Source organism: Bacteroides sp. AM23-12 (assembly GCF_003434395.1).
Taxonomy (GTDB): domain Bacteria; phylum Bacteroidota; class Bacteroidia; order Bacteroidales; family Bacteroidaceae; genus Bacteroides; species Bacteroides thetaiotaomicron.
Window position 1 is genome coordinate 20,599 of the sequence record NZ_QTLF01000035.1, and the last position, 26,109, is coordinate 46,707.

At 45.9% G+C, this 26,109-nt stretch carries 24 protein-coding genes and 1 pseudogene; 11 read left to right on the forward strand and 14 right to left on the reverse strand.

Annotated features, from left to right (window positions below; genetic code table 11):
- Positions 1-64 precede the first annotated feature (64 nt).
- The 4 genes from DW640_RS20025 (at position 65) to DW640_RS20040 (ending at position 3,895) form a co-directional block, all read left to right on the forward strand.
- Entirely contained in the window at positions 65-1,312 is a 1,248-nt protein-coding gene (locus DW640_RS20025) for a DUF1015 domain-containing protein (RefSeq protein WP_008763485.1), read from the forward strand.
- A gap of 255 nt (positions 1,313-1,567) precedes the next feature.
- Positions 1,568-2,176, forward strand: a complete 609-nt coding sequence (locus DW640_RS20030) for a YigZ family protein (protein ID WP_008765869.1) — start codon at positions 1,568-1,570, stop codon at positions 2,174-2,176.
- 21 nt (positions 2,177-2,197) lie between these two features.
- A complete protein-coding gene (locus DW640_RS20035; protein ID WP_048696247.1) occupies positions 2,198-3,283 on the forward strand; it encodes an HpaII family restriction endonuclease in 1,086 nt (361 codons plus the stop codon).
- A 42-nt stretch (positions 3,284-3,325) separates the two neighbouring features.
- Positions 3,326-3,895 carry a nitroreductase gene (locus tag DW640_RS20040; RefSeq protein ID WP_008765867.1) on the forward strand — a complete coding sequence of 190 codons (570 nt, stop codon included), beginning with the start codon at positions 3,326-3,328 and terminating at the stop codon, positions 3,893-3,895.
- A gap of 197 nt (positions 3,896-4,092) precedes the next feature.
- Here the strand turns inward: DW640_RS20040 and gcvP are convergent, their stop codons facing one another.
- The 4 genes from gcvP to DW640_RS20060 form a co-directional block, all read right to left on the reverse strand.
- The gene (gcvP, locus tag DW640_RS20045) at positions 4,093-6,942 is read right to left on the reverse strand and encodes an aminomethyl-transferring glycine dehydrogenase (RefSeq protein ID WP_117578871.1); all 2,850 of its coding nucleotides are present in this window, start codon (positions 6,940-6,942) and stop codon (positions 4,093-4,095) included.
- Between the two features lie 122 nt (positions 6,943-7,064).
- A complete protein-coding gene (locus DW640_RS20050; RefSeq protein WP_008763490.1) occupies positions 7,065-7,703 on the reverse strand; it encodes an MBL fold metallo-hydrolase in 639 nt (212 codons plus the stop codon).
- A gap of 21 nt (positions 7,704-7,724) precedes the next feature.
- Positions 7,725-8,345, reverse strand: a complete 621-nt coding sequence (gene rsmG, locus DW640_RS20055; RefSeq protein WP_016267723.1) for a 16S rRNA (guanine(527)-N(7))-methyltransferase RsmG — start codon at positions 8,343-8,345, stop codon at positions 7,725-7,727.
- A 113-nt stretch (positions 8,346-8,458) separates the two neighbouring features.
- Complete coding sequence (locus tag DW640_RS20060) at positions 8,459-9,310, reverse strand: DUF3298 and DUF4163 domain-containing protein (RefSeq protein WP_016267722.1); 852 nt, start codon at positions 9,308-9,310, stop codon at positions 8,459-8,461.
- Between the two features lie 224 nt (positions 9,311-9,534).
- Between DW640_RS20060 and DW640_RS20065 the strand changes: the two genes are divergently transcribed.
- Together DW640_RS20065 and DW640_RS20070 are read left to right on the forward strand one after the other, a co-directional pair.
- Entirely contained in the window at positions 9,535-9,768 is a 234-nt protein-coding gene (locus tag DW640_RS20065; RefSeq protein ID WP_008763492.1) for a YecH family metal-binding protein, read from the forward strand.
- A gap of 194 nt (positions 9,769-9,962) precedes the next feature.
- Positions 9,963-10,469: a hypothetical protein gene (locus tag DW640_RS20070; protein WP_182427141.1), complete on the forward strand. Its 507-nt coding sequence runs from the start codon at positions 9,963-9,965 to the stop codon at positions 10,467-10,469.
- Positions 10,470-10,478: 9 nt separating this feature from the next.
- On the opposite strand, the gene DW640_RS20075 is transcribed toward DW640_RS20070, so the two are convergent.
- Together DW640_RS20075 and DW640_RS20080 are read right to left on the reverse strand one after the other, a co-directional pair.
- Entirely contained in the window at positions 10,479-11,402 is a 924-nt protein-coding gene (locus DW640_RS20075; protein WP_008763494.1) for a cation diffusion facilitator family transporter, read from the reverse strand.
- A 4-nt stretch (positions 11,403-11,406) separates the two neighbouring features.
- On the reverse strand, positions 11,407-11,586 hold the full coding sequence (locus DW640_RS20080; RefSeq protein ID WP_008765862.1) for a hypothetical protein: 180 nt from the start codon (positions 11,584-11,586) through the stop codon (positions 11,407-11,409).
- A 125-nt stretch (positions 11,587-11,711) separates the two neighbouring features.
- Between DW640_RS20080 and DW640_RS20085 the strand changes: the two genes are divergently transcribed.
- The 4 genes from DW640_RS20085 to DW640_RS20100 all read left to right on the forward strand — a co-directional run bounded on the left by DW640_RS20085 (position 11,712) and on the right by DW640_RS20100 (position 17,128).
- Positions 11,712-12,110, forward strand: coding sequence for a hypothetical protein (locus tag DW640_RS20085; RefSeq protein WP_011107631.1), 399 nt, complete (start codon positions 11,712-11,714; stop codon positions 12,108-12,110).
- Positions 12,111-12,245: 135 nt separating this feature from the next.
- On the forward strand, positions 12,246-14,465 hold the full coding sequence (locus tag DW640_RS20090; protein ID WP_199610435.1) for a TonB-dependent receptor: 2,220 nt from the start codon (positions 12,246-12,248) through the stop codon (positions 14,463-14,465).
- A gap of 23 nt (positions 14,466-14,488) precedes the next feature.
- Positions 14,489-14,848, forward strand: a complete 360-nt coding sequence (locus DW640_RS20095; RefSeq protein WP_022471112.1) for a heavy-metal-associated domain-containing protein — start codon at positions 14,489-14,491, stop codon at positions 14,846-14,848.
- A 63-nt stretch (positions 14,849-14,911) separates the two neighbouring features.
- Positions 14,912-17,128: a heavy metal translocating P-type ATPase gene (locus DW640_RS20100; protein ID WP_117578874.1), complete on the forward strand. Its 2,217-nt coding sequence runs from the start codon at positions 14,912-14,914 to the stop codon at positions 17,126-17,128.
- Between the two features lie 182 nt (positions 17,129-17,310).
- On the opposite strand, the gene DW640_RS20105 is transcribed toward DW640_RS20100, so the two are convergent.
- Entirely contained in the window at positions 17,311-18,147 is an 837-nt protein-coding gene (locus DW640_RS20105; protein ID WP_008765858.1) for a helix-turn-helix domain-containing protein, read from the reverse strand.
- A gap of 89 nt (positions 18,148-18,236) precedes the next feature.
- Between DW640_RS20105 and lipB the strand changes: the two genes are divergently transcribed.
- Complete coding sequence (lipB, locus tag DW640_RS20110; RefSeq protein WP_055300591.1) at positions 18,237-18,905, forward strand: lipoyl(octanoyl) transferase LipB; 669 nt, start codon at positions 18,237-18,239, stop codon at positions 18,903-18,905.
- Between the two features lie 21 nt (positions 18,906-18,926).
- On the opposite strand, the gene DW640_RS20115 is transcribed toward lipB, so the two are convergent.
- The 7 genes and pseudogenes from DW640_RS20115 to DW640_RS20145 form a co-directional block, all read right to left on the reverse strand.
- Positions 18,927-19,859, reverse strand: coding sequence for a PorV/PorQ family protein (locus DW640_RS20115; RefSeq protein ID WP_008765856.1), 933 nt, complete (start codon positions 19,857-19,859; stop codon positions 18,927-18,929).
- Between the two features lie 11 nt (positions 19,860-19,870).
- The gene (locus DW640_RS20120; RefSeq protein ID WP_062695122.1) at positions 19,871-21,418 is read right to left on the reverse strand and encodes an N-acetylmuramoyl-L-alanine amidase-like domain-containing protein; all 1,548 of its coding nucleotides are present in this window, start codon (positions 21,416-21,418) and stop codon (positions 19,871-19,873) included.
- 1 nt (position 21,419) lies between these two features.
- Entirely contained in the window at positions 21,420-23,408 is a 1,989-nt protein-coding gene (locus DW640_RS20125) for an OPT family oligopeptide transporter (RefSeq protein WP_008763503.1), read from the reverse strand.
- A 95-nt stretch (positions 23,409-23,503) separates the two neighbouring features.
- Positions 23,504-23,899, reverse strand: a complete 396-nt coding sequence (locus DW640_RS20130; RefSeq protein WP_008763504.1) for a DUF1573 domain-containing protein — start codon at positions 23,897-23,899, stop codon at positions 23,504-23,506.
- A 695-nt stretch (positions 23,900-24,594) separates the two neighbouring features.
- Complete coding sequence (locus DW640_RS20135) at positions 24,595-25,194, reverse strand: DUF4923 family protein (protein ID WP_008763505.1); 600 nt, start codon at positions 25,192-25,194, stop codon at positions 24,595-24,597.
- Positions 25,195-25,200: 6 nt separating this feature from the next.
- A complete protein-coding gene (yihA, locus tag DW640_RS20140) occupies positions 25,201-25,809 on the reverse strand; it encodes a ribosome biogenesis GTP-binding protein YihA/YsxC (RefSeq protein WP_070750995.1) in 609 nt (202 codons plus the stop codon).
- Positions 25,810-25,932: 123 nt separating this feature from the next.
- Positions 25,933-26,109, reverse strand: a pseudogene (locus DW640_RS20145) (sodium:solute symporter); the annotation flags it as partial.

Consider the following 26,109-nt stretch of genomic DNA (forward strand, 5'->3'; position numbering starts at 1 on the left):
ATTTCGCCCTCGGCTTTTGCGAGGGCGTATCTGTTGTACTAATCTTAAAAACATACCATGACTTATGGCTATAATCAAACCTTTTAAGGGCGTTCGCCCTCCACAAGACCTGGTTGAACAGGTTGCTTCCCGTCCTTACGATGTATTAAACTCAGAAGAAGCGCGTACAGAAGCAGCTGGAAATGAAAAATCCCTTTATCATATCATTAAGCCCGAGATTGACTTTCCTGTTGGTACGGATGAACACGATGAACGTGTTTATGAGAAAGCTGCCGAAAACTTCCGGCTGTTTCAGGATAAAGGCTGGTTAGTGCAGGATGCAAAGGAAAACTATTACATCTATGCCCAGACCATGAACGGGAAAACTCAGTATGGACTGGTAGTAGGCGCTTATGTTCCTGACTATATGAACGGTATCATCAAGAAGCATGAGCTTACCCGTCGTGATAAGGAAGAAGACCGTATGAAGCACGTTCGTGTGAACAATGCGAATATCGAACCTGTATTCTTTGCCTATCCCGATAATGCGAAATTGGATACAATCATTCGGAAATACACTGCCGAAAAGCCTGTTTACGACTTTATCGCTCCGGGTGATGGCTTCGGACATACTTTCTGGATTGTTGACCAGGACGAAGATATCGCTGCAATTACTGCAGAATTTGCTAAAATGCCGGCATTATATATTGCCGACGGGCATCATCGTTCCGCTGCTGCTGCTCTGGTAGGTGCCGAGAAAGCAAAGCAAAACGCGAACCATCGTGGCGATGAAGAGTATAACTATTTCATGGCTGTATGTTTCCCTGCCAATCAATTGACTATCATCGACTATAACCGTGTAGTAAAAGACCTCAACGGGCTGACTCCCGAACAATTTCTTGCTGCATTGGATAAGAATTTTGTTGTAGAAGAAAAGGGTACAGATATCTATAAACCGTCCGGTTTGCACAATTTCTCCCTCTATCTTGGCGACAAGTGGTATAGTCTGACGGCAAAGGCAGGTACATACAATGACAATGATCCTATCGGCGTGCTTGACGTTACTATTTCTTCCAATCTGATTTTAGATGAGATTTTAGGAATTAAAGACCTCCGTTCGGATAAGCGTATTGACTTTGTAGGCGGTATCCGCGGTTTGGGAGAATTGAAGAAGCGTGTTGACAGTGGAGAAATGAAAGTAGCTCTGGCTCTTTATCCCGTATCCATGAAGCAATTGATGGATATTGCCGATACTGGCAACATTATGCCTCCCAAAACGACTTGGTTTGAACCGAAACTTCGTTCAGGACTGGTTATCCATAAGTTGGATTAAGACATATTCTATATAGAAAATAGAGCGGTCAATCTCTCACAAATGTCCTGTTGATTGTGAGAGATTGACCGCTTGTTTTTGTATAAATGACCGCCCGATTCCGTTAAAACGACCACCCGACTACCTCCAACTGACTGCTTGATTGCGCCCCATCGACCGTTTGACTGCATGAAATGAAGCGCTCGTTTTAATGAGAAGCTCTAATATTTTCGAACAGCAGATGGAATTTCGTCAAGAAAGCCGTATCTTTGCGGCATGACTGCTGAAGATACTTATAAAACTATCGTCGAACCTTCCGAAGGTATTTATACAGAAAAGCGAAGCAAGTTTATTGCCATCGCCTTGCCTGTGCGTACCCTTGATGAGATAAAAGCGCATCTTGAAACGTATCAGAAGAAGTATTATGATGCACGGCACGTGTGCTATGCTTATATGTTAGGTGCAGCGCGAAAGGATTTTCGAGCCAATGATAACGGTGAACCTTCGGGAACGGCGGGAAAGCCCATTCTCGGGCAAATTAACTCTAATGAACTGACTGATATTCTGATTATTGTAGTCCGTTATTTCGGTGGAATCAAGTTAGGAACGAGCGGACTGATTGTAGCTTATAAAGCAGCTGCTGCCGAAGCAATATCTGCCGCTACCATTATAGAAAAAACGGTAGATGAAGAAGTGACCGTAATGTTTGAATATCCTTTTATGAACGATATCATGCGTATTGTAAAGGAGGAAGAACCGGAAATTCTCAGCCAATCGTACGATATGGATTGCAGCATGACGTTGTGTATTCGTCGTTCCATGATGCCCAAACTGCGTGCACGATTGGAGAAAGTGGAGACCGCAAGGATTCTTGATGAAGAGTAAAATAAAGAAAAATAAGAATATATGGCATTTGAAGCAACAAAAAGAGAATGGTGTGAACTGTATACTTTCTTCCGTCTGCTGACAGAAGGAAAAGTAACGTTGGGTACGGCTAAGGCAAAGAAAGGAGAAATCGACTGGCCTATCGCAATGATTCAACGGGAGGAACATGACGGAACACGCTGCTACTATATAGAAAAAGAGATGGTCCGCATCAAAGGAGAAAATAGTGAGAAATCCGTTCCCCGGGAAGATTTCGGGATTGTGGCAGATTTGATTTTGCAGGCTGTCAAGTCCTCTTCGGAGGATGAAGTCACTTCTCCGGATGGAGTGGAAGAGTTTTTGGATGAAGTCGCAATTTTCGATCTGGAAGCGAAGACGGAAGATCGTACCGATTTTTATATTGCCTTCTGGCATCCGGAGGCACCGTTGAGCGGGTTCAGCGTTCGTTCGCGATTGGGTGCTATGAATCCGCTGTTGGACGGAGGCCGTGCGGCTAACTTGAAACTGGAACAGAGCGGAGTCAAATTTGCAACACCTACGGTGAATAAGATTAATGCGTTGCCGGAAACCCCTAATGAAGTAGCAGAACGAATGTTGCTGATTGAGCGCTTGGGTGGTGTACTCAAATACTCGGACGTGGCAGATCGGGTATTCCGTAGCAATCTTTTAATGATTGACTTACACTTTCCTCGTGTGCTGACAGAAATGGTGCGCATCATGCACTTGGACGACATCACCCGTATCAGTGAACTGACGGAAGTAATCAAACAGATGAACCCGTTGAAAATAAAAGATGAATTGGTAAACAAACATGGTTTCTATGAGTTTAAAGTGAAGCAATTCCTGATGGCATTAGCCTTGGGTATGCGTCCGGCAAAGATATATACTGGACAGGATTCGGCTGTTGAAGGTATCCTGTTGATGGATGGGAGTGGGGAAGTTCTTTGCTATCACAAGTCAGAGAAACCGGTTATGGAGGACTTCCTGTTCTTGAATACCCGTTTGGAGAAAGGTTCTCTGGATAAGGACAAATACGGCTTTTTGGAAAGAGAGAACGGTACGTATTACTTCAAACTGAATGCAAAGATCGGATTGGTAAAACGATAAATGCAAGTGGTGAACGAGTTGTAAGTATAGTAAATATAGTATATGAAAACGAATGAAGTTTTAGAAAACATCAAAGCACGTCGTAGTGTGCGGGCTTATACTGACCGGCAAGTTTCGGAAGAAGACTTGCAGGCTATTCTGGAAGCTGCCACTTTTGCACCCAGTGGGATGCATTTGGAGACATGGCATTTTACCGCTATTCAGAATGCAGATAAACTGGCAGAATTGAATGAACGGATTAAAGGCGCTTTTGCTAAAAGCGATGAACCGAAATTACAGGAGCGTGGTCATAGCAAGGCGTATTGCTGTTATTATCATGCCCCGACTTTGGTGATCGTGTCCAACGAACCCACTCAATGGTGGGCCGGCATGGATTGTGCCTGCGCGATTGAGAATATGTTTTTGGCTGCCCATTCTCTGGGAATCGGATCTTGCTGGATCAATCAGTTGGGTACGACTTGCGATGATCCCGAAGTTCGTGAATTTATAAGTTCTTTGGGTGTACCGGAGAATCATAAAGTATATGGCTGTGTAGCTTTAGGATATGCTGATCCTAAAATCTCACTAAGGGAGAAAATGGTAAAAGCCGGAACAGTGACTGTTGTCAGATAGAACCAGACTATGTTTTCGACAAACATGGAATGAAGAGCAGCATGATAACCGTAAGGTTTCGGAGTCGCTTCTTATGTTCATTTAGCTCGGTGCTTATTGGAATACGCTCGGTGCTTAACAAAGGTAAGCCCGGAGCTCACATCTGCTGAGCTCCGGGCTTATTTTTTCATGTACGGATTTCCTTTGAAAGTTTCTTCTTATTCGAACGTTCCGTAGCGGGTCGGCAATAATTTCCGGTCTCCCAACGTATTGTCTACGCGAGCCACATTCACCCAGAACTTATTCTCACGCACGCTTTCTATCGGATACGCTGCTTTCTCACGTGTGTAGGAATGTTCCCAGTTATCATTCACAATTTCATATTCCGGATGCGGGGCGTTGACTAATACATTATCATTCTTATCTGCTTCTTCGTTTTTCACTTCCTGGATTTCTTTCCATATATTCAGCATGACGTCTATAAAGTTGTTCAACTCCGCCAGGCTTTCGCTTTCAGTAGGTTCAATCATCAATGTGCCGTGAACAGGGAAGGAGAGAGTCGGTGCATGATAGCCGTAGTCCATCAGACGCTTCGCGATGTCATTTTCTGAGATACCCGTTTCTTCATGTACCTTGCGGCATTCCAGAATCATTTCATGTCCGACGAAACCGGTAGCTCCCCGATAAACAATACCGTAAGTATCTTTTAGACAGGCAGCCAGATAGTTGGCATTGAGAATGGCTATTTTAGTAGCCTGAGTCAAGCCTTCGGTACCCATCATCCGGATGTAGCCGTATGTGATAGGCAAGATACCCGCACTGCCGAACGGAGCTGCGGAAACCTGATTTTGCGTACTGCCGAAGATCGAATGTCCCGGCAAGAATGGAACCAGATGCTCAGCTACACAGATAGGGCCTACACCCGGACCGCCGCCGCCATGTGGTGAAGCAAACGTCTTGTGCAAATTCAAGTGACAAACGTCTGCACCTATAAATCCCGGATTGGTCAATCCTACCTGTGCATTCATGTTGGCACCATCCATATATACTTGTGCGCCACAAGAGTGGATGATTTCACAGATTTCCTTTATTTCCGTCTCGAAGATACCATGCGTTGACGGATAGGTGATCATCAGTGCAGCCAGTGCTTCCTTGTTCTCTTCGGCTTTGGCACGCAGGTCGCCCATATCTACGTTTCCTTGCTCGTCGCAAGCGCAGGTGACGGTTTCAAATCCGGCTTGTATGGCAGATGCAGGATTCGTACCGTGTGCCGAAGCCGGAATCAATATTTTGTTGCGATGTCCTTGACCAATACTTTCAAGATACGCACGGATAACTCGCAGACCGGCATATTCTCCCGCAGCACCCGAGTTCGGCTGCAGGCTGACACCTGCAAATCCGGTAATAACCTTCAAGTCCTCGCTCAAATTGCTGATCAATTCACGATATCCTTCCGCCTGATCTTCCGGCACCAACGGATGCATGCTCATAAATTCCGGACGGCTTAAAGGAAGCATTTCAGCGGCTGCGTTGAGCTTCATCGTGCACGATCCGAGGGAAATCATGGACTGGGCCAATGAAATATCCTTCCGATCCAGACGTTTGATGTAGCGCATCATTTCCGTTTCCGTATGATAGTTGGAGAACACCTCGTGCGTGAGGAAAGGCGTGGTGCGTTTCAGTGCTTTGTCAATATTGCTCTTTTCCGGCACGTCCTCTACCTTCTGATAATCTTTCCCAGCGGCAATGGCAAAGATGGAAAGCAACACGTTCGTAGCTGCTACGTCTGTCGTTTCATCGATGCTGAAACCTACGTCTCCGTTCTCGTAATAGCGCAGGTTCACTTCCTTGCTTAGTGCGATCGTGCGAATCTGCTGCGCCGAAACGTGTTCCGGCAACTCGAAACGTAGCGTATCGAAATATTGTGCATTGACTTGCGTATATCCGAATTTCTTTAATTGCTTGTCGAGGAAGACAGTGATGCTATGAATACGCGAAGCAATCGTTCTGATTCCTTCCTGTCCGTGATATACAGCGTAGAAACCTGCTATCGTAGCGAGTAATGCCTGAGCCGTGCAAATATTGGAAGTGGCTTTTTCGCGTTTGATATGTTGTTCGCGTGTCTGCAAAGCCATTCGGTAGCAGAGTTTGCCGTATTTGTCTTTGGACCATCCGATGATGCGTCCCGGCATGTTCCGCTTGTACTCGTCACGTGTAGCGAAGTAGGCTGCCGAAGGGCCACCGTAAAACATTGGTGTACCCAGACGTTGTGTTGTACCGAATACGATATCCGCTCCCCATTCTCCCGGAGGAGTCAGCAGGGCAAGACTCAGAATGTCAGCGGCAACGGCAACTTTGCAGTCTGCTTCATGTGCCTTTTTTGTGAAGTCGGCATAGTCTTCCACATTACCGCTGGAGTTAGGATATTGCAGGATGCAGGCGAAGATTTCCGGTGAGGGTTCAAACTCTTTATATTTGCCTGTGCGCAATTCGATGCCTTGTGGAATGGCACGTGTGGTCATTACTGCCAAGGTCTGCGGGAAGATGTTTTCGTCCACAAAGACTATGTTGGCACCTGCTTTCTGTTGGGCACGCGAACGCAGAGCATACATCATGGTTACGGCTTCGGCGGCGGCAGTCGCTTCATCCAGCAGTGAGCAGTTGGCGAGCGGCATAGCGGTGAGGTCACAGACGGCAGTCTGGAAATTCATCAACGCTTCCAGTCTTCCTTGCGACACTTCTGTCTGATAAGGCGTGTAAGAAGTATACCATACGGGATTTTCGAATACATTCCGTTGGATAACGGCAGGAGTAATCGTATTATACCACCCCAATCCGATGTATGTCGTATACAGTTTGTTTTTACTTGCCAGGTCGGCAATGTGTTTTCCAAATTCGTATTCCGTCAACGGCTTGGCCAGTGCCAGCGGTTCCTTCAGTCGGATGTTGGCAGGGATGGTTTTGTTGATCAGTTCATCCAGTGAGTCTACGCCTATTTTGCGGAGCATCACAGCTGTGTCTTCTTCATTGATGCCGATGTGACGGCTAGCTAACAAATCTGTTTTCATAATTTATGGGGGATGTTTTTAAGTAATAGATAATAAGTAATAAGTAATATCCATGCGGATAAATATACTGGCAGCTACGATTATTACCTGTTACTTATTACCTATTACTTGTATTCTTTTTTTTATCTGAAAAATGGATTCTCTGCCTTCTCCATTCCGATGGTCGTTGGCGCACCGTGTCCGGGGTATACGACTGTCTCGTTGGGAAGTACGAATAAACGGCTGCAAATATGATCGATCAGTTCGTCGAAGTTGCCACCCGACAGATCGGCACGACCGATGCTGCCTTGAAACAATACGTCGCCGGAGAACATGCAGTTTTCTTCCTTGCAATAATACACCAGGCTACCGGGCGAATGTCCGGGGACATGGATTGCTTCCAGTTTGGTGTGTCCGAAAGTGATGATATCTCCGTCATGCAGATATTTCCCCAACGGAACCGGTTCTTCCTGCAATTGGAAGCCGAACATACGGCTCTGTTTCGGAGCTTCATCGATCCAGAACTCATCCGCCTTATTGGCTTCTGCCGACAGACCGAACTCTTTCAGCATAAACGGATTGCCGAAGATGTGATCCAGATGTAAGTGAGTATTCAGCAGATGTTTCACTGTTAACTCATTGGTGAGGATGAACTTCTTTAGTGCTTGTTTTTCCTCTTCGTAGAAGCAGCCCGGATCGATGACAACCGCCTCTTTTGTGTCATCCCATAAAACGTAGCAATTTACGGGAAACATATTAAACTCAAATCTCTTTATTTTCATGGTTTTGATAACTCCTGATTCCTATATTTGTGAATATACTACCTTCTTTGTTTCAAAGAACTCTTCCTCGAAGTTTTCGCTCAGGCTGTGGATGACTGTTTTATGCTTGAACGGCATCGTTTCATGCTCCAGTTCGCCTCCTTTGAGACAGATTAGTCCGTTGGGCAAAGCATTCTGCTGTTTGGGGGAAATGTTCTTTTTGATGATCTTGATCAGATCCGCCAAAGGCATTACGGCACGGCTCACGACGAAGTCGAACAGTTGTTTTTCCTCTTCGGCACGGGCATGACGGAAAGTGACGTTTTTCAGTCCGATGGCATTGGCCACTTCTGTCGCCACACGTACTTTCTTGCCGATGCTGTCTACCAGATGAAACTTGGTTTCGGGGAACAGGATGGCGAGCGGAATGCCGGGAAATCCTCCTCCTGTACCCAAATCCATGACCTTGGTTCCGGGACGGAATTGAATCACTTTGGCGATGCCTAATGAATGGAGAACATGATGCTCGTACAGATTTTCGATGTCTTTGCGGGAGATAACGTTGATTTTCGCATTCCAGTCGATGTAGAGGTCGTATAGAGCGGCAAACTGTTTACGCTGCTCTTCCGTCAGATCCGGAAAATATTTCAGTATGATTTCCACTTTAAGTATTTTGAATGGTGAATTTTGATTTATAAGTGAAATGAATATCCTTCTGCATCACACGGGGCAATAACAACAGGATATTCATTGGTGTTCAATCTTTTAATAGCTGTTTAATCTTTCAGGTCTCCAAGAATTGGGTTGCTGCCCAGCAGATGTTCCATCATAGAGTATGGAATGGTAACTTTGACAGGTCCCATCGAGTACGGTGTGATGTCGTATATATTATAGTAGAAGGTGATACCTTCTTTACTCAGATAGAAGTTCTCTGTCGGGGCGATGTCTCCGGTCGAAGCATATCCCATGTCTTCCAGCGCTTCGTGAGTAGTTACTTTGTTGTCAGCCATCAGTTGGTTCCAGATCAGATCCGTCAGGGCTTCCTGGAAGTCGCCTACAAAAATATCATCGAGGCGGAGCGGACGCATCAGAGTGAGATCCATGTTCAGGAAAGTCGACATATACATACCGTGTGCGCCTCCGGTATATTCGTTGTAGTCAACGCGATATACTAGCAGGTCTTTCTCATAAAGTTGCACGTGGCTTTCGATGCTCTTGTAATAGGAGTACCATGCGCCTACCACTGCATCGCTTTCTTTATTCTTTTCGTCTTCGGCGTACATCGGCTCTTGGTCGTGGCGATACTCGTCAATGTAATTCTTGGCGTATTGCTTCACTACCGCTTCTGGCTTTTCGCCGATATATTTGTCTCCGAAGCAGACGGAGATGAAGTAAGCGTTCAGACTGTCTTTCAGCATCTCGTCCGACGACTTGACGGGATAGGCGAAGTTGATGATAATATTGCACGCGGGTTTGGCGGTGTCATTAAAGAGGTGTGCCGTCTCGTTAACCTGTATACTATCGAATTGTAATGCTCCCGTGTTTTTGTTCATCTTGTCATGACAAGAAAACAAAAAGCCGCTTACCGAAAGTATAACCGCAAGCAGACTGACATATTGTTTTTTCATACTCGTTTTTTCTATAAATTCAACATTGATCATATCTATCACTATCGACAAATATAAATGAAATTACCGAATACTGCGAATAAAAAAGGAAAAATATTCAGCTACTTTCTTCGGCAATGTATATAGGGGATGCCATTGTTAATGATTCTTTTTTTCTTGCTTCTGTATCATATGTTACAGTTTTAATCTGTACGCCGTACTTATCTTTGCAGAAAAAATAGATTATGGAACAGTTACATGCACACGAAGTCCTTCACATGATGGAGGGAAATAGTTATACTGAGGCATCTCTGAGGGCTGCAATCGTAGAGAAGTTTGGCGAACATCAGCGTTTTTATACTTGTTCGGCAGATAATATGGAAGTGGACGAACTGATCGGATTTCTTAAACGAAAAGGGAAGTTCATGCCTGCCGGTGAGGAATTTACGGTTGATATCAGTAAGGTATGCAGTCATTGATTCTCTGTGGCGGACGGTATGATAGATAAGCCAATAGGATAGTTGAGAGAAGAAATGTTAGTAGTCATAGGTTATACCTGTCGTTTTTCATAGATAGGGAAATTCCTATTTGCAAGTAGGAAGAAGTCTTTGCGAAGGGAATTTTCTCATACTACATTTGGGGTATTCAAAAAAACTACTAAACTATACCTATTATGAAAAAGAGTCAGATCCTTATGTCTTTGCTGCTGGTGATATTGCTCAGCAGTTGTTATGCAAGCAGAATTACTTATGAGAATTTGAGTATTATCCAACGTGGGATGTCTTCTAAAGAAGTAATAGCCATTATGGGTAAACCGAGCTATCGAAGTTTTGACGAAGAGAGTGAGATGCTGGAATTTCGTACTTCCGAGTCAAGTATTGCAGGAGTCGTTAATATCTGGTTCGTTGATGACCGGGTGACTAAGATGAAAAGTTATCATACCAATGGCTGTATGGACCGGAACAGAGCCATAGAGGATAAGGAAGAGGAGGAATCTGCAAAGAAGGAAAAGAAAGAAAAAGAAGAAACAAGCGCCCGCATACGTGTGAAGACGGACGGAAAGCATATCATACAGACTGGTTCCATCATAGTCACTCCGGATGGAAAGCACGAGACGGTGGTCAGTGATTGTGGTGGAGTAATCATAACAGCTTCGGGGGAGCATATACTTGCTCCTTAACGCCTTCCGTCAATTCACCATACCCTTGTCAATACCAAATTTCTCGTCTGTCTGACATTCGCCGGCAGGTTCCACGTGTACTAAGATATCATAGACATTGTCTATAGAGCTTTTTATGCTTTTCTCCACAGCGTCGGCTATCTGATGGGCCTGTGTGATGGTTATCTGCGGATTTACCTCGATATCGAGGGTAATCATATAAAGATTCCCGATCATTCTTGATCTTACCCGGTGTGGGTTGCTCGCACCGGGAACTGTTTCTACTGCTTCGAATATCTTATTGTACACATTGACATCTTTGACGCCATCCATCAATTCCACATTCGAATCGATGAAAATGCCAATCGAAGATTTTATGATAAAGAGGCTGATGATTAGTCCTGTGATGGAGTCGAGTATAGGCAGTTTGAATATGAACGTGAATATCAGTCCCAGCAGCACACCGGAGGAAATGATAACATCATTGCGCATATTGATGGCATTGGCCGTCAGCATGGAGCTATCTATCTTTTTCCCTTGTTTGTACTGATATAAAGCCAGGAGAAGTTTGCCGATAATCGAAAAGATCGTGACGTATATAGCAATGGCTGACGGAATTTCTTTTGCTTCTTCGGAAAAGATACTTCCGATAGATGATATCAACATTTGCACCCCTGCATAGAATATCACAAGCGAAAGAATTTTAGTCGCAATCCCTTCGGCTTTCTCATAGCCGAATACGTACTTCTTGGAAGGCGGCTGGCTGATAATGCGTGCTGTGAAAATCATGACAATGGAGATGATCACATCCGTTGCCGAATCAATACCGTCGCCTAGCACGGCAAGACTGCCGGCCCATAAACCTACGATGATTTTTGATGTGGAAAGTATGGCATTACCAATAGTACTAATCCAGGAAGTTCTGATTAATATCTGCTCTCTTTTAGCTTTCATGTGATTAAGCCTTTGACATTCCGGTTAGTATATAGCTGCCTTTCAAGTTATTTTCTTTCATATAATTGACTACTTCTATCCGGCAAGCTGACATTAAAGCGTATCCTGTTAAGTTCCCGTTTATAGCTTTAATGAACGAATACTCTGTATCGTTGTGGATGAAAGATATACGATGATATTCCATGACATGATGTATTTAAAAGAACTAATATGTGGTCAAATATACGGATAATATCAGTAGTACGAATAAAAATGGAGAATTATTTAATTTGATATTGTTGCCGGAATACCTTATCTTTGTCTCCCGAAATGAAGAGACTAGCCTACATAACAGCAGTGATCCTTTCTCTCCTGATTATCTATTCAGGGGCGGGAGTATCTATTGTTCATTATTGCTGTTCCCGTTGTGAGACTGTGCAGGGCTGTTGTGCCGATGGCTGTCCCAAATGTAAGAAGTCTCATACTTGCGATTCAAAGAAAGATTGTAGAGAAAAGGGCTGTACGGCAACTATCTATAAGCCCGATTTGATGAAGCATATTTCCGAACTGACAGTTTCCGTTCCGGTGATAACACTTTTCTGTGAACAGTATTGTCAGCTATTTGCTTTCACTTCTATAGACCGGACGGTGGACTTTTCCAGTCTTCCTTCTCCGCCATCTCCCTGTCCGAGGCAGAAGCTGGCGTTACATTCCGTTTTTCTGATTTAGCTGTTATTTCATCTTTTTTGTCCGATTGTACTTTGTTTTCAGCCTTTGCAGGGTATGAAAACAAGGAGAATGAATGCAACTCAGTTGCAAGAGAAATGAATTAATTTTGTATCGCAAAACTAAGTCCAAGAAAGAATGAAATATATAATAATGGGACTGTTCTCATTACTTGCAGTTACGACACAAGCGCAGGTGCGGGGAATAGTCAAAGATAATACCGGAGAGCCTGTTCCGGGTGCTAATGTATTCTGGGTGAATACGGAGCAGGGTGTAACTACCAAGGAAGATGGCAGCTTTTCTATCTCCAAACCTTCGAAGAGTCACATGCTGGTAATCAGTTTTATCGGTTTTCAGAATGACACGATTCATGTCAGCAAGAAGAATCAGGAACTGGACATTACCCTTCGAGAAGGTGTAGAACTGAATGAAGTAAATGTAGTCAGCCGCAGAATGGGAACGATGAAGTTGCGCAGCAGCGTGATGAACGAAGAGATGATAAGCAGTGCCGAATTGAGCAGGGCTGCCTGCTGTAATCTGGGAGAAAGTTTCGTGACCAACCCTTCGGTGGACGTGAGCTATTCGGATGCGGCAACGGGAGCCAAGCAGATCAAACTGCTCGGATTGTCCGGAACTTATGTACAGATGCTCACGGAGAATATCCCGAACTATCGCGGTGCGGCATCTCCTTATGGTTTGGGATATGTCCCCGGTCCGTGGATGCAAAGCATACAGGTTTCCAAAGGAATCTCATCGGTGAAGAATGGCTACGAAGCTATCACGGGGCAGATTAATGTAGAGTTCAAAAAGCCGCGGTTGCCGGAGGCCGACTGGGTATCCGCCAATCTTTTCGCAAGCAGTACCAACCGGTATGAGGCGAATGCGGACGCTACCTTAAAGTTGTCAAAACGTTGGGGTACCTCTTTACTGGCACATTATGAGAATGAAACCAAAGCGCACGACGGCAATGATGACGGCTTCGTGGATATCCCCCAAGTAGAGCAGTATAACCTGTGGAACCGATGGGCCTATATGGGAGATCATTATGTCTTTCAGGCAGGCTTCAAGGCCCTTTCCGAAAGTCGCACTAGCGGGCAGGCACATCATACGGATATGCAGACGGGTGATCTTTATAAAGTAGGAATCGATACCGAACGTTACGAATTTTTCACCAAGAATGCTTATATATTTAATAAGGAGAAGAATACGAATCTGGCACTGATTCTTTCTGCCAGTTGGCACAATCAGGATGCCATGTACGGACGAAAACTATACAATGTAGACCAGACAAATGTGTATGCCTCTTTGATGTTTGAAACAGAGTTTAATAAGCAGAACAGTTTCTCGGCGGGGCTGAGTTTCAACTATGACGCTTATGACCAGCATTATCGGTTGGAGAATCAAACGGAATTGCCGCTCATCAAGGCTTTTGCCAAAGAAGCGGTTCCCGGAGCCTATGCGCAATACACGCTGAATCTGAATGATCAGTGGATGCTGATGGCAGGTCTGCGTGGTGACTATAGCAATGAGCACGGTTTCTTTGTGACTCCCCGTGCACATCTTAAATACAATCCGAATGAGTACGTACACTTCCGCCTCTCTGCCGGAAAAGGTTACCGTACGAATCATGTACTGGCAGAAAATAACTACCTGCTTTCCAGTAGCCGAAAGGTCGAAATAGCGAAAGGACTGGACATGGAAGAAGCATGGAACTATGGTGCCAGTGTATCCACCTACGTACCTGTATTTGGCAAAACGCTGAATATCAATGCCGAATATTATTACACAGACTTCCTGAAGCAAGTCGTGGTGGATATGGACAGTAATCCTCACGAAGTAGCCTTTTACAATTTGGACGGGCGTTCCTATTCGCATGTATTCCAAGTAGAGGCAAGCTATCCTTTTTTTAAAGGATTTACCTTGACGGGAGCTTACCGTCTGACGGATGCTCAGACCACCTACAAAGGTCAGCGGATGGAGAAACCGTTGACCAGCAAATACAAAGGACTGCTGACCGCTTCGTACCAGACTCCACTCGGAATATGGCAGTTTGATGCTACGCTCCAGCTCAATGGCGGAGGAAGAATGCCTTCCCCTTACGAGTTGGCAGACGGTCAGCTATCTTGGGAGCGCCGCTATGGCAGCTTCGAGCAACTGAGTGCCCAGATTACCCGCTATTTCCGCCGCTGGTCTGTCTACATAGGAGGGGAGAACCTGACAAACTTCAAACAGAAGAATCCGATCATTGACGCAGCAAACCCGTGGGGAGGAAACTTCGACTCAACGATGATATGGGGACCTGTGCACGGGGCAAAAGCCTATATCGGAATACGTTTCAATCTGGCAAGAAATGAATAATAACCATTAAACGAATAAGAAAAATGAGAACAAAAAGATGGATGGCCACTTGCGTGGTGGCTCTTTTGAGCGTAGCAGCCGTGTTGGCAAAGGATATCCGTGTAGTAGTATTCAAAGTCTCTCAGATGCACTGCGAGAACTGCGAGAAGAAAGTGAAAAATAACATGCGCTTCGAGAAAGGCGTGAAGGAACTTTCCACCGAACTGAAGAACAAAACCGTGTCCATCACCTACGATGCCGAAAAGACAGATGTGAAGAAGTTGCAGGCAGGATTCAAGAAGTTCAATTATGAGGCCGAGTTTGTGAAGGAAACCAAGCAGGACGGCAAGAAAGATGGCAAACAAGAATCTAAGAAAGAGGATAAGAAGGCCGATAAGAAGTAATCGAACAAATACCCGTATTTGCTTGTTTTATAAATACTAATTAATTAAAGAGTAAAGGATTATATGGGTAATATAGCAAAAAAAGCGTTTCCCGTGCTTAATATGCATTGTGCGGGATGCGCTAACAATGTAGAAAAGACAGTGAAAAAGTTGCCGGGAGTCGTTGATGCTTCCGTCAACTTTGCTTCAAATACATTGACGATTTCTTATGAGGACGACAAGCTCACCCCCGGAGAAATCCGTGCAGCGGTACTTGCTGCCGGTTATGATCTGATAGTAGAAGAAGCGAATAAAGAAGAACGTCGGGAAGAAGAACAGCATAAGCGCTACCTTCGTCTGAAACGGAAAGTGATCGGTGCGTGGATATTTGTAGTGCCGTTGCTTATCTTTTCAATGTTATTAATGCATATGCCATACTCTAACGAGATACAAATGTTGCTTGCTATTCCGGTAATGGTGCTCTTCGGAGGAAGTTTCTTCACGGGGGCATGGAAACAGGCGAAGATCGGTCGTAGCAATATGGATACGTTGGTTGCGTTGAGTACCTCGATAGCCTTCCTTTTCAGTTTGTTCAACACTTTCTTTCCGCAGTTCTGGACAGATCGCGGACTGGAACCGCACGTCTATTACGAAGCTTCCGCAGTGATCATTGCCTTCGTTCTGACCGGAAAGATGATGGAGGAACGCGCCAAAGGAAATACCTCGGATGCCATTCGCAAACTGATGGGAATGCAGCCCAAAGTGGCACGTGTATTGCGTGGTGGGGTAGAGGAAGAGATACAAATAGACCTGTTGCAGGTAGGCGATATGGTGGTAGTCCGTCCCGGCGAACAGATTCCCGTGGATGGCCAGCTTTCGGAGGGCGATTCGTATGTGGATGAAAGTATGATTAGCGGTGAGCCGATTCCGGTAGAGAAGAAAAAGGGCGATAAGGTCCTTGCCGGAACAATCAATCAGCGCGGTTCCTTCATCATTCGTGCTTCTCAGGTGGGAAGTGATACTGTGCTGGCACGCATCATTCACATGGTGCAGGAAGCACAAGGCAGCAAAGCTCCTGTGCAGCGTATCGTAGACCGTATTACAGGCATCTTCGTTCCTGTCGTGTTGGGAATTGCCATTCTGACGTTTGTGCTGTGGGTAGCTATCGGTGGCAGTGAGTATATTTCTTATGGTATTCTTTCTGCTGTATCCGTTCTGGTCATAGCCTGTCCCTGTGCTCTGGGACTTGCCACACCTACTGCGCTGATGGTGGGAATCGGTAAAGCTGCCGGACAGCATATTCTGATAAAAGACGCCGTCGCTCTGGAGCAGATGCGTAAGGTAGATGTGGTGGTACTGGATAAAACCGGTACTTTGACCGAAGGACATCCTACCGCTACCGGATGGTTGTGGGCACAGCCGCAGGAAGAACACTTCAAAGATGTACTTCTTGCTGCCGAGCTGAAATCGGAACACCCGTTGGCAGGCGCGATTGTAGCCGTACTCCAAGACGAGGAAAAGATAACTCCCGCTCCTTTGAGCAGTTTTGAAAGCATCACAGGCAAAGGTATAAAGGTGTTTTATCAAGGTAAGACTTACTGGGTGGGCAGCCATAAACTTCTGAAAGATTTCAGCGCTACAGTAAGCGATGTCATGGCTGATATGCTGGTACACTACGAATCAGACGGAAACGGAATCATATACTTCGGACGTGAGAATGAACTTTTGGCTATCATTGCCGTTTCCGACCCGATCAAGGCTACTTCTGCCGAGGCAGTGAAAGAACTGAAACGTCAGGGCATTGATATCTGTATGCTTACCGGTGACGGTCAGCGGACAGCTTTGGCAGTCTCTTCCCGTCTGGGTATCGAGCGATTTGTGGCAGATGCCTTGCCGGACGATAAAGCCGAATTTGTGCGTGAGCTGCAAATGCAGGGAAAGAAAGTGGCAATGGTGGGCGATGGTATCAATGACTCACAGGCACTGGCGTTGGCTGACGTCAGCATTGCTATGGGAAAGGGTACGGATATTGCTATGGATGTCGCTATGGTGACGCTGATGACGTCCGACTTGCTGTTACTCCCCAAAGCCTTCGAACTGTCCAGGCAGACTGTACGACTGATTCATCAAAACCTTTTCTGGGCATTTATCTACAACCTGATCGGTATTCCTATCGCTGCCGGAGTATTGTTCCCTATAAACGGATTGTTGCTGAATCCGATGCTGGCAAGTGCCGCCATGGCATTCTCCAGTGTGAGTGTAGTGCTCAATTCGTTGAGTTTGGGAAGAAGGAAGATTTAAACATCGAAAGGGAGCGTGGTAAAGTTCCTTTATAACTTTAAATTAGGCATGGATTACGCGGATTAACACGGATTTTAAACCTTTAGAACTGTGTAATTCGCGTAATTCGTGCCTAAATAATATCATAATGAAGATTGGTCATATGTAGCCTCCATCCATGATATAGCCTTTGATTACAAACCTCAACTATTTCTAAATTCCAGCGGTGACATCCCTACATGCCGTCTGAAGAACTTGCAGAAGAAAGAGGGATTCGGGAAATTCAGCGAATAAGCTATCTCCTGAATAGTCATATCCGTACCCTTTAGCTGCGCTTTGGCATCGATAATGACAATATAAGCAATAGTATCCAATACACTTTTCCCCGTCACTTGTTTTACGGTGGTGCTCAGATGTTGCAGAGAGATTCCCAGTTGATCGGCATAGAACTGTGCACAACGCTGGTCTTTGTAGTGTTCAGTGATCAGTTGAATCAACTTCCGGCAAATCTCCTTCTTACGGTTCGAATGATTGTTTCCCGAATAATTCCGGTACATCAGCTGGATGCTTGTCAGAATAGTCTGGAGTGATAAGTCCGCCAATTTGGAGTCCATCTTGAAAGACTCGTCACAACTGGCATGAGACAACAAGGCAAAATATTCCTTCAGATAGTCGGCGATATTCTCGGAAAGAGGGATGATCGGCTGTTCTATCAGCTTGGGATAAGCGTTCCCGATGGTGGTCAGCAAGTTGATATGTCCGATACATTTCGCAGAGAATCCGGCAAAACAAAGACTAACCTTTTCCGCTTTCTCACGGAACTGTATGATTGTTCCGGGAAGTAATGTAATCAGATCATTCGGGTGAACCTCGTATTCCAACAGATTGATGGAGACTTTCATGGTTCCTTCCGTACAGATGGCGAAAATACACGCCTGCAGCCGGCACGATTGTTTGTAGATGTTCAGAATATCTTCGGTTACTTTAGTCCATGCCAACACCTCCAGAGGCAAATCTACTTGTGGAACTTCCATTTTCATAAGAGTGTTTGTTATCTTTGGTTTAGAGTGCTTGTTATATTCGGTCCGCAAATGTACGATTTTTCTTTTTATTTCTTACTTTTGTCTTCATGAAAACTGTATTAGTAGACTGGAATTTGATTCCATACGCCGAGGCATGGCAGCGGCAGACAGAATGGTTTGATACCCTTGTCTGCGCAAAAGCGCAGGGAGAACCGTATGAAAACCGTATTATTATGTGCGAACATCCGCACGTCTATACTTTGGGACGTAGCGGAAAAGAAAAGAATATGCTGTTGAATGACGATCAGCTGAAAGCCATTCAGGCTACCCTTTTCCATATAGATCGGGGAGGGGATATCACGTATCATGGTCCCGGACAGCTAGTCTGTTATCCGATCTTGAATCTGGAAGAGTTTCATCTGGGGCTGAAGGAATATGTGCACCTGCTCGAAGAGGCTGTGATACGTGTCTGTGCCTCCTATGGCATTGAAGCGGGACGGCTTGAAAAAGCAACAGGTGTCTGGCTGGAGGGGAGTACGCCCCGTGCCCGTAAGATTTGTGCGATCGGAGTGAGGAGCAGTCATTATGTTACCATGCACGGACTGGCTCTGAATGTGAATACGGATTTACGCTATTTCAGCTATATTCATCCTTGTGGCTTTATAGATAAAGGCGTCACTTCTCTTCGTCAGGAGCTGAAGCACGAAGTGCCTATGGACGAAGTGAAGCAACGCCTTGAATGCGAGCTTAGCAAACTGCTCAATGATAAAACTTAGCGGACTGCCCGAAGGAAAAGCCTAGAAAACGATTCCAATGCCGAGCTGCCATGTCTTATGCATGAAACAGTCTTTATCAGCCAGTGCATAAGAGAAATCTGCGCGAATCGGCCAGAAGTTGATTCCGCAGCCCAGTGTACCGTAGTTGCCTGTTCCTTTGTCGTTATCCCCGAAGTGATATCCTCCACGGATAATTCCATATTTCAGGAAATTATATTCCGCTCCGATGCCGGCTTGAAGATGGCGGTACTCGGACGGGAGCAGGTAATTGAAGTCAAGAGCCACCTGCAAGCGGTTGTCCATACTGAACGGCAGGTCGATGGCACCACCCAGTCCCAGTCGGGCAGGCAGTTTCTGTCCATCCAGCTTGCTACCCAGGTTGGCGGCTTGAAATCCGATTGTCCATGAAGCCATTTCGTCCAGAATACCCATGCTGCGATGATAGCTGGCACCGAGGTCCACGGAGACTGACCCTTTGCTGTCCGCATCCTTATAGGCTTTTGCCTGCAGATATCTGAGTGTTAATGAAAGGGACAGGTTTTTGGCTACATTTCTGAAGTATGCGGCTTCTACGTTCCATGCGCGGGCATGATCTTCCGCACCGTCCTGCCAATGAAAATCGGCATCCTTGTAGTGACGGAATCCTACGCTAAATCCGTGCTTCCCTTCCCGTCCGATGCGGTAGAAAAGGGATGCGCTATGCATTCCAAAGTCTTTATTTATGTCAGCGTATGAGTAGCTGGCACCCATTACATCCTGCGAGAAAGCGATGGTGGAAGCGTTATGAAAGATAGCCGTGCTTCCATTGTCAGTGATAGCCAGTCCTGTGCCGGCCATACCTGCCGATTGGGCATCCGGAGTAATCTCCAGAAAAGAGGCGCTTGCCACTCCCTGTGCTCCCAGAAAAGTAGGCAACAGACACGACGCGAGAAGTAAATGTTTTACTCGTTTCATAATCATTTGTTTTAAGGGTGAGACATCCGGACGACACGTATGCCGCTCCATGATTTATTATTGCGAAGCATTTGGCTGAGAGGCTCTTCGCTGACAACAACCTTGCCAAGCGTAGAAGAGGCGTGAAGCAAATGCAACTTTCCGTTTATATATTCGGCCATCCCTACATGAGCTACATCCAGTCCCGGAAGATTCGTGGTGATGGCGATGATATCACCGTCCATGATCCACGGAAGTCCTGCGTCGGGGAGTTTTCCTTTAGGTAGCCAGTGTACCTTTTTCCCGGACAATGCCTTTTCATGCTCGGCCATCCGTTTCACGTTCTCCGGCGAATCCGCCAGTTGCCTGTACTTTTGGGGATGGGTGGACATATAAGAGAGAGACAGTTTGGTGGTCTGCGTACTGTTTTGTGCAGTAACGTCTTCCAGAAATCCTTGGCGGACACCGTTCTCAATCCAGTCGGAGGTATAGTGCAACCGCGAAGTGTATCCGTCGATCACACCGTCCCGATAACGTATCTTTTGCAGATTATCGGCAAAAGAAGACCCCATCGCCTGAGCCAGCGTATATTCGACGAAAGTAAGGCAATCTACCGTTTGGGGCAGGATGACTAACTTTTCTTCCGTTCCCTGATCCAGTGTGTTGGCTACATACTTTGTTCCAAGGTACGTCTTTCCGATTCTCAACATCGGTGCTGTCTCCTTCGGAAATACGACACCCTCACGCAACCACTTTTCGAGTTCCTGTGTCCATTGTTGCTTATACTTGAAGTTGTCCCGGAATCCCCAGCCATGTCCGCCGGTAGGGTAGACATGAAGCGATGCGGGAACATTGTTTTTCTGTAAAGCGAGATAATAGTTCACTCCGTTGGAAGGAGGCACGGCACCGTCATCAGAAGACAGGACGATAAAGGCTTGCGGAGTATCGGATGTCACTTGCAGTTCGTTGGAGAAGAGTACCTCTTGTTCTGCGGTCGGATTTCCGCCCAGAAGCTCTTTTCTCGAACCGCCATGAGTACTTTGCGTCATGGTGACCACCGGATAAAGCAGAATCTGAAAGTCGGGACGCGATGCCGCACTGTAATGGGTGGCAAGGGTAGAGGCGAGATGTCCTCCGGCGGATGCTCCCATGATTCCTATTTTGCGGGGATGGATATTCCATTCTCCAGCATGCTCGCGTACGATGCGAATTGCTCTTTCCGCATCCGACAAAGGGACTTCGCAATGACCGTTCGGCATCCGGTACTTTAATACAACGTAAGTGATGCCCTGTCCGCAGAACCAGGATGCCATATCGTGCCCTTCATGATCCATGGCGAGGCGGCTGTAGCCACCTCCGGGACACATGATGACAGCCATTCCGTTCGGCTGCGGTGCACGGTAAACGGTTATGGTGGGGTCGGTGACATTGCTGATTCTGTGGGGTGACACTTCCTTTTCCCCGCCGGTCAGTCCGTTGGAGTTGGGAGCACCGTCGGGCCACAAAGGTAGCTCGACGGGCTGTTGTGCAAATGTCATTGCAGTCATAAGTGATACTATAACAGATAACAGTTTCCTCATCTTATTTTACTTTCATGGAAGCCTTGATAAAGTAGAGGATCAATAAAGCGTAAGCTCCTAATGCTAACACTTCCGACCAGGTATTGTTCAGCCAGGCTTCGTTGACCAGATTGATACCGCCGAAACGCATTGCCGCGCTCACTACTCCCATCAATGCGCCTCCGGCAATGAAACCGGATGCCAGCAACGTACCTTTTTCACCTCTTTCCGTATTGAGTGCCGTATCCTTGCTGCGGCTTGTTACATACCAGTTGACGGCACCGCCTACTACCAGCGGCACATTCAGCTCCAACGGAATAAACATACCCAGCGCAAAGGCCAGTGCGGGAATCTTGAAGAATGTCAGCACGATAGCAAGGATTGCACCGATGCCATACAGCAGCCAGGGGGCACCTACGCCGCTCATCAGCGGTTCGATAACGGCAGCCATCGCATTGGCCTGTGGTGCAGCCAGTGCGCCGCTGGTGAAGCCGTATGTCTTGTTCAGTATAATCATTACACCGCCTACTGTAGCAGCAGAAACGATGGTTCCCAAGAATTTCCATGTTTCCTGTTTGGCAGGCGTACTACCCAGCCAGTAACCGATCTTCAAGTCGGTGATGAAACCGCCCGCCATAGACAGTGCCGTACATACTACACCACCCATCACAAGTGCGGCCACCATGCCCGAAGGACCTTTCAGTCCGACAGCTACCATCACTACGGAAGCCAGAATCAGTGTCATCAATGTCATTCCCGATACCGGATTGGTGCCTACAATGGCAATCGCATTGGCAGCTACCGTCGTGAACAGGAAGGAAATGCCTGCTACCAGCGCAATCGCTACCAGCGTATGGACGATATTTCCCTGCATGATATCGAAGTAGAAGAACAGCACGATCAGAATCAGCGTAAGGATAGAGCCGATAGCGATGATTTTCATCGAAAGGTCACGCTGTGTACGCACGATATTCTTTTCTACATTGCCTTTACCGCCCATTTCTTTGGCAGCCAGTCCGACGGCACTCTTGATGATTCCCCACGAACGGATGATACCGATGACACCCGCCATGGCAATACCGCCGATACCGATGCTCTTGGCGTAATACTTGAAGATTTCTTCGGGGCTCATCATGCCTACCGTAGAAGTGATTTCGGGGTTCCATGCGTTCAGCACGCTGTCTCCCCAGATGGCGGACATTCCCGGAATGATGATCCACCATACTGCCAGTGATCCGGCACAGATGATGGAAGCATATTTCAGTCCGACGATATAGCCCAGACCGAGTACGGCAGCTCCCGTATTTACTTTGAATACCAGTTTCGCTTTCTCAGCCAGCATTTCTCCGGCTCCGCATACGCGGGTGGTGAAGTTCTCGTTCCACCAGCCGAAAGTGGCCACGATGAAGTCATACAATCCACCGATCATTCCCGCCATCAACAGCGGTTTGGCCTGGCTGCCGCTCTTTTCTCCGGACACCAGCACCTGTGTGGTAGCGGTTGCTTCGGGGAAAGGATATTTGCCGTGCATATCGCTGACGAAATATTTGCGGAAAGGAATCAGAAACAGGATACCCAGTACGCCACCCAGCAGCGAGCTGATAAATACCTGCATAAAGCTGACTGTCATCTCAGGATATTTGACTTGAAGGATATAAAGGGCGGGGAGGGTAAAGATGGCTCCGGCAACGATTACACCGGAACACGCTCCGATAGACTGGATAATTACATTTTCTCCTAACGCATTTTTTCTTTTGGCTGCACCGGAGACTCCTACGGCAATGATGGCTATCGGAATAGCGGCTTCGAATACTTGTCCCACTTTCAGCCCCAGATAGGCGGCGGCTGCCGAGAAAAGGATGGCCATGGCGATACCCCATGTTACTGACCAGAAGTTTACTTCCGGATAATTTTTGGAAGGACTCATCAGGGGATTGTACACTTCTCCTGCTTTTAACTCTCTGAACGCGTTCTCGGGTAGTCCGGTGAATTTGTCTTCTTCTTGTTTCATATTATATTTTTAGTAGTTTATGCTTAATGGACTTCAAAGTAAACAAAAAAAAAGGAGAATCGAAAGATTCTCCTTTACGTTATGTCTATTTTTTCTTACTTCTCGTCTTTCGGGGTCATATCGCCTTCGATATAGAGGCGTACCATTTCGGTTTTTGCGTTGGTACGCAGGGTAATCGACTTTTTGAAGTGTCCCGGATATTTACCTGTTCCGTTGTAAGTTACTTTGATTGTACCTTTCTTTCCCGGCTGGATCGGTTCTTTGGTATATTCGGGCACTGTGCATCCGCAAGACGCTACCGCCTGATGAATAACTAAAGGAGCGTCACCGATATTAGTGAAAGTGAATACGCAGCTTACTACCGGACTGTTTTCAGAGAATTTTCCAAAGTCGTGTGTTGTTTTGTCAAACTTAATATCAGCGTTAGTCTGGGCAAAAGCGAAACTTACTCCTACCACTAACAAGGTCATTAAAAAAAGTATCTTTTTCATTTTTCCTTCTTTTTATTGATTACAAACGCCAAAGGTAACGCTTTTCCCTGAAACTATCCCGTCGGCAGAGTTAATTTTATCGAAAAAGGGAATAAAATAACTTCTGTTTATCATCGTCCTTGGGCTTGGCAATCCTGACCACCGAGGTGAGGAACACTGAGCACCGAGCTGGATGAGAATAAGCAGCGAGGTGAAAAACGCTGAGCGCCGAGACGAGCAGAAGTGAGCACCGAGGTGAATACTGCCGATCTCTGTTCGCTAAATTAATTCATTTCAACACGCTAATGAATACTCATATTTTTTGTTTATCGCATAAAAAATTACTATATTTGGAACAAACCCATAAAATCCAGCTATTATGAAAACAAAACTTGATTTCTATCATATGACTCCCTTTTATGAGTTGAATTACTTTATAGCATTTATTGTTAAGTTGTACAAACGCATTCAACAACGTAAAGAACAGAAAGAACATCGAATCAAAGATGAACTGGTCTGATTCATTTCTGTTCTGAAAGTGAATCGGCAGCGGCGAAATTCTTTCTTCTCTTTCTTAGTAATTCTATTTCTTTAGAATAGAATTATATACTCTACTCTTCTCTACTGGTTAAGGTTCGGTTTCCCTTTCGGTTAGGATTCGGTTTTCGAGCCCTGCCAGAAGGCGTTTCAGAGCTTTTGGTTTTGCAAATAAAACACTATTTCTTCAACCCGAATCCCAGCATCATCCCGTCGTAGTTTTCAGCCAGTGAGCTGACAGTTTTCAGTGCTGTGCTGTTTGTCTTGCTGCCGAGGAATGTCATTAATTTAAGCAGCTTGTCGGAGTTGAACAATAAATCCATAGAGTTGGAAGTGCAGTTCACTTTCGCGTGCAGGTTCAGTAGTTTCAAGTACTTTAAGTCTACCTGCTTGGTGGAAGCATTGTACGAATAAGTGCCGTTCAGTTTCTTTTTTCCGACGGTGCTGGTGAAAGTACTGTCGGCGTTGAACGTGAAGCTCATTTGTCCTTCTTTGATGCCCACTTTACTCAATTGCTCGTTCAATTTGTTTTCTGCCATCGTGGCGGCTGCGGCTCCTCCTGCTTTCATCAGCAGATTGTCCGATTCAAATTCTACTGCCGAACCGCTGTAAGTCCATGTACCTGTCATGTCTATCGTTTCGGGTGTTCCGGTGATGGCATTTACTACTTTGGAGATGTTGTCTTTGTTGAGCAGATCCTTTAATGATTGTGCCTGACTGTTGCTTGCAAAGAGTGAGAATAATGCAACCCATGCAATAAATAAAATGTTCTTTTTCATTTTCGTTTACTTATTTTTATAGACTTCTTTACTGATGTTTTCTATGTAGTCGAGGATTTCCGTGCGTCCTGTGCGGTTTTCCGAAGAAGATACGAAATACGGGGGAAGTTCTTCCCATTCCTTGCTCAGTTCACGCAGGTAGTTGTTGATATTCATTTTCAGACGTCCGCCTTTCAGTTTGTCTGCTTTGGTGAAGATGATGGAGAAAGGGATGCCGTTTTCGCCCAGCCATTCCATAAATTCCAAGTCTATTTTCTGCGGTTCCAGGCGACTGTCTATCAGTACAAACAGGTTGGTCATCTGTTCCCGTTCGAGGATGTAGTCTTCGATGATGGTACGTATCTGGTCTTTTCCTTTTTGTCCGCGTCTGGCGTAGCCGTATCCGGGAAGATCGACCAGGTACCAGCTTTGGTTGATTAGGAAGTGGTTGATAAGCATTGTCTTTCCCGGTGTGGCGGAGGTCATCGCCAGTCCTTTGCGGGCAGTCAGCATATTGATAAGGCTCGACTTTCCTACATTCGACCGCCCGATGAAGGCGTATTCGGGAAATACTCCTGTCGGACATTTCTTCACGTCCGTGTTGCTAATCACAAATTCTGCACTCGTTATTTCCATTTTATTGTCATTTATTTCTTTGTTTTTCTACTTCTAATAAACTCTCTTATCGTTTATAATAAACTATGGTCACGTTTATAATAAACTCCACTACTTTTTATTATAAACTCCGGACGCCAGTTTTCAAGGCGTTTTCGCCGTTTTCTCTTTTCCGGACAGCAGCATGAGCCCCGCAAAGGTAAGGCTTCCGTTCAACATTAGCAATTCATAGCCAAATTTATATCCGGTTTCTTTGTTTATCCACCAGTCCAGAGCGTAGCAGAGCACCGGGGAGGCGATGGCGATGAGCGGGACCAGCCG